This is a genomic window from Kitasatospora sp. NPDC058190 (assembly GCF_042883685.1).
Taxonomy (GTDB): Bacteria; Actinomycetota; Actinomycetes; order Streptomycetales; family Streptomycetaceae; genus Kitasatospora.
This window is the reverse complement of the sequence record NZ_JBHVVI010000254.1, coordinates 1-4103: the sequence shown is the minus strand read 5'-3', so window position 1 is coordinate 4103 and position 4103 is coordinate 1. Positions and strand designations below refer to the sequence as shown.

Sequence of the window (4103 nt, the reverse complement as noted above, 5' to 3'; positions counted from 1 at the left end):
GTACGGCAGGGGGGACCCTGTGGGAGAGTAGGACGCCGCCGAACAATCATTCAGAGAAGGCCCCACCCGGTTTCCGGGTGGGGCCTTTTCGCGTTTCGGGTCAGTGGTCCTGAGGGGCGTCCTCGCCGTCCTGCGGCTGCCCTTGTGCCTGACTCGGCGTCGCCTCGGCAGATGCCGTCGGGGCATCCGACTGGGGCACTCGGGGTGTCTGAGATGCCTGCGGCGCTTGGGATTCCTGCGGTGCCTGCGGTGTCTGGGATGCCTGCACCGGCATCGCTTCCGTTCCCCAAGCAGGCCGGCCGAGCCACTTGTCGGCGCTGTTGGTGAGCCGGGCGACGCCCGTACCGTCCGGCTGCATGCTGTAGAGGTCGGGGCCGGAGCCCGCGGGGGCCTGGGTGAAGACGATGGATTTGCCGTCGGGCGCGTAGGCGGCGGTGCCGTAGGAGGTGTCGGAGGGGGCGGGGGTGAGGGCGCCGATGGCGCTGCCGTCGGGGTGAACGGTGTAGATGCCGCCGCCGGGGGTGTTGTCGGGGCCGTCCGGGTAGGTGGTGAAGAGGATCTGGGTGCCGTCGGGGGACCAGCTCGCGCGGTCGCCGGCGCGCAGTTCCCAGGGGGTGAGCTGGCGGAGCCCGGTGCCGTCGGCGCTGACGATGTAGATGGCGCGGCTGTTGGCGGGCTGTCCGGTGGCGCTGGTGCGGTACTCGAAGGTGAGCTGCTTGCCGTCGGGGGACCAGCTGGGGTTGCTGACGGCACCGGAGTACGGCTTGTCGTTGGTGAGGAAGGTGAGCCGCTGGACGTTGGTGCCGTCGGGGCTCATCAGGTAGAGGTCCGAGTACTGGATCTGGTTGGTGTGGGCCTGGTCGAGGGCACCCCAGGAGCGGCTGAAGGCGAGCTGCTTGCCGTCCGGGGAGTAGGCGGGGGCGCGCTCGTCCTCGTTGGCGCAGTCGGCGGTGCTGCTGCTGGTGTCGCAGAGCTGGCTGATCTGGTGGGCGTTGTCGCCGGTGGCGGAGACCGTCCAGAGGCGGGCGGTGCCGCTCTGCGGATCGGTTCGGTCGAAGGCGATGGCGCTGCCGTCGGGGGACCAGTCGGGGCGGTCGTCGCGGGCGCGGTCGGGTGGTTGGGTGACCTGTTGCTGGGCGGTGCCGTCGGGGGCGAGGGTGACGATGGCGCTGGTGGTGCGGCGGGCGTCGGTGTAGGCCCGGCTGACGATCAGTCCGTTGTGCGCGGGCGTGGCGGCTGCGGCGGCGACCACAGCGGGGGTTGCGGAAGCGGTGGGCTCAGGGGTGGCGCTGGGGGACTCCGGGCGGATCTCGGACAGCGGGATCTCCCCGGGCTCGGCCCCGCAGCCGGTGAGCAGGGTGCCCAGAAGCAGAAGGCCCGCACCGGCGGTTGCGCGGGTGCGGGCCTTGCTCATGGGGGACTGCCGTGTGCCGGTGATCCGTGCCATCTCCGTTTTCGACCTTTCCGACCGCTCCGACGTGTGCTCCGTCTCGGATCAAGGAGGAGATCCGGGACGGAGGCCCCTGGAAGAGCTGTCACTGTGTCAGAAGGAGCGGGTCGGTGGCCGGGCGACACGCGACGGAGCGAGTTCACTCGGTCGCGCGGAGTAGGCGGTGGGATTCGGTCAGCTCCGGGCGGCGCGGCGCTCGGCCTTGGCGAGGGCCTCCACCTCGTCCTCGGCCTCGGCGACCTCCAGGGTGGGCGCGGTGCCACCGAGGTGGGCAGGCTGCCACCAGGTGTCGTCCGGTCCGGAGGGCTTGCCGGGGTACTCGCGCTGGGCCTGGTCGAGCATCTCGCTCATGGCGGCGCGCAGCTTTCTGGTGACCATGACGGGCTTGTCGTCCGGGCCCAGGTGAATCGGTTCGCCGATCATGATCGTCACCGGGACGTGGCGCTTGGTGAGGGTCTTCGGGCGGCCCTTGGTCCAGAGCTGCTGGGTGCCCCAGAGCACGACGGGCAGCAGCGGGGTGCCGGAGTCGGCGGCCATCCGGGCCGCGCCGGTCTTGAACTTCTTCAGCATGAACGAGCGGCTGATGGTCGCTTCGGGGAACACCCCGACGACCTCGCCGGCCTTGAGGGCGCGCACGGCGGCCTCGTAAGCGGGCTGGCCGTCGGTGCGGTCGACCGGGATGTGCTTCATGCCGCGCATCAGGGGGCCGGAGATGCGGTGCTTGAAGACGTCGTCCTTGGCCATGAAGCGGGTCTTGCGCTTGCCGCCGCGGTAGGCGCCCAGGCCGGCGAAGAGGAAGTCCAGGTAGCTGATGTGATTGCTGACCAGCACCGCCCCGCCCTTGGCGGGGATGTGCTCGGCACCCACGATCTTGATCCGCACGTCGAGCGCACGGAAGGCGGTGAGTGCGGCGCCGATCACCGGCGGGTAGACGAACTCTGCCACGGTCAGTCCTGACTTCCACGGGCCGGAGCCCGGTACGGCGGTACCCGCGCCGTTGCGAGGGGGCCGACCGGAGCACGGCACGCCGCGGCGGTCACGGGTGATACACGGAGATGATCCCCCGAACGAGTGCCTGCTGTCACCTGAGGCGTGCGGTCAAGCGAATATTCGCGGTGTGATCTCCGTGATGAATCGGGTCGGGAACTTTTCCGGTCCCCGAACCCGGTGGCGCGGCGGGCGGGTGGTGGGCGCGGGGGTGGGTGCGGCGGCGGGGCGGTGGTGCCGGTCAGGCCCCGGCGCCGACGCGGCCCTGGGCGCGCCGGACGATCGGGTACATCTCGGAGCCCAGGCAGTAGCTGAAGGCGGCGTTCAGGAAGGCCGCGGCCAGGGCGAAGGCGGTGGCCAGCAGGCCGAGCCAGGTGACGCCGGTGAGGTAGCCGAGGGTGCCCACGGAGGTGAAGACCAGGCCGACGCCCTGGGCGAAGCGCAGCGGCCGCTCGTCCTCGGTCGCGGTGGGCGGTGCCAGCCGGGGGAGGACGAGGACCCGGAACAACAGGCCGTACGGGGAGAGCCGCAACCCGCCGCAGGCGCTGAGCGCGAAGACCAGGGCCTGGGCGGCGAGCAGGAGGCCGCTGCCGGTGATCAGGACGGCCGCCAGGACGATGGCGGTGAGCGCGGAGGAGAAGCGGGGACCGCGGGGGTCGGTCTGCACAGGGGCTCCGGGAGGGTCGCGACGGACGGCTGCGGCGGGGCGCGTCGATGTCAGCGGGAGGTGGTGGCCCGCCCCAGGTCGACGACGCGACGGGAGGTCAGCAACGGCGGTGCGGTGCGCTCGGAATCCACCGGCCGATCGTACGCGGGCCCGGCGCCGGCGGTCGACCTCTCTTTCGGGGGTCGCGCGCGCTGTCGCAGACTGGAGGGATGACCGGATCGGTGGTGTGCGTTGTCGTGCTGGCGGTGGCTGCCACGTTCGGTCTGCTGCGGGTCGGGCGAGACGGAAGGCTGAGGGTGCGCACCAAGGACGAGGCGATACGGCTGTCGGAGGCCGACCTGGGCGGGCCGCTCGGTGAGCGGGCGACGCTGGTGCAGTTCTCCACCGCGTTCTGTCAGCCGTGCCGGGCCACCCGGCGGGTACTCGCCGAGGTGGCGGGGATGGTCGACGGGGTCGCGCACATCGAGGTGGACGCCGAGGCGCAGCTGGAGCTGGTCCGTCGGCTGGAGGTGCTGCGGACGCCGACTGTCCTGGTGTTGGACGCGGGTGGCCGGGTGGTGCGCCGGGCGGCGGGGATGCCGCGCAAGGCGGATGTGATCGCGGCGCTGGGGCAGGCGGTCTGAGGGCCGACGGGGGCTCGCGCGCCGGTCCGGGCCACCCCGTGAGGTGGAGTCCGCGCCCGCCTGGGGCAGGATGGGCGCAAGCGGCGGTGCAGCCGTCCCGGCGTAAGCTACTGGCCAGTAGTGACCACTGAGCTACTGGCGAGTATGCTGCCAGGAAGTTCCGGACCGGCACGGGAAACTCGCTGCCCGGAGCGGGTGCGTGGTGTGTCGCGCCCGCTTGCACCACCGCAGCCGCCGGACGAGACCAGTACAGGAGACAGGCCGTGAGCTTGAGGATCGTTGTCTGTGTGAAGTACGTGCCGGACGCGACGGGTGACCGTCGTTTCGCGGACGACCACACCACCGACCGGGAGGGCGTGGACGGCCTCCTGTCGGA

4 protein-coding genes and 1 pseudogene are annotated in these 4103 nt (G+C 71.6%); 2 read left to right on the top strand and 3 right to left on the bottom strand.

Annotation, left to right across the window (positions count from 1 at the left end):
* Positions 1-100: 100 nt before the first annotated feature.
* From ACFVWU_RS44470 to ACFVWU_RS44460, 3 genes are all read right to left on the bottom strand, one after another.
* A complete protein-coding gene (locus ACFVWU_RS44470; protein ID WP_387632335.1) occupies positions 101-1414 on the bottom strand; it encodes a TolB family protein in 1314 nt (437 codons plus the stop codon).
* 210 nt (positions 1415-1624) lie between these two features.
* The gene (locus ACFVWU_RS44465; RefSeq protein WP_387632333.1) at positions 1625-2395 is read right to left on the bottom strand and encodes a lysophospholipid acyltransferase family protein; all 771 of its coding nucleotides are present in this window, start codon (positions 2393-2395) and stop codon (positions 1625-1627) included.
* Positions 2396-2678: 283 nt separating this feature from the next.
* A complete protein-coding gene (locus tag ACFVWU_RS44460) occupies positions 2679-3104 on the bottom strand; it encodes a DUF4395 domain-containing protein (protein WP_387632332.1) in 426 nt (141 codons plus the stop codon).
* A gap of 209 nt (positions 3105-3313) precedes the next feature.
* Between ACFVWU_RS44460 and ACFVWU_RS44455 the strand changes: the two genes are divergently transcribed.
* Together ACFVWU_RS44455 and ACFVWU_RS44450 are read left to right on the top strand one after the other, a co-directional pair.
* Positions 3314-3727, top strand: a complete 414-nt coding sequence (locus tag ACFVWU_RS44455) for a thioredoxin family protein (protein ID WP_387632330.1) — start codon at positions 3314-3316, stop codon at positions 3725-3727.
* Between the two features lie 263 nt (positions 3728-3990).
* Positions 3991-4103, top strand: a pseudogene (locus tag ACFVWU_RS44450) (electron transfer flavoprotein subunit beta); the annotation flags it as partial.

Coding starts and splice junctions, on each gene's coding strand:
- ACFVWU_RS44470 (WP_387632335.1), bottom strand. CDS start 1,414: ATGAGCAAGGCCCGCACCCGCGCAACCGCCGGTGCGGGCCTTCTGCTT.
- ACFVWU_RS44455 (WP_387632330.1), top strand. CDS start 3,314: ATGACCGGATCGGTGGTGTGCGTTGTCGTGCTGGCGGTGGCTGCCACG.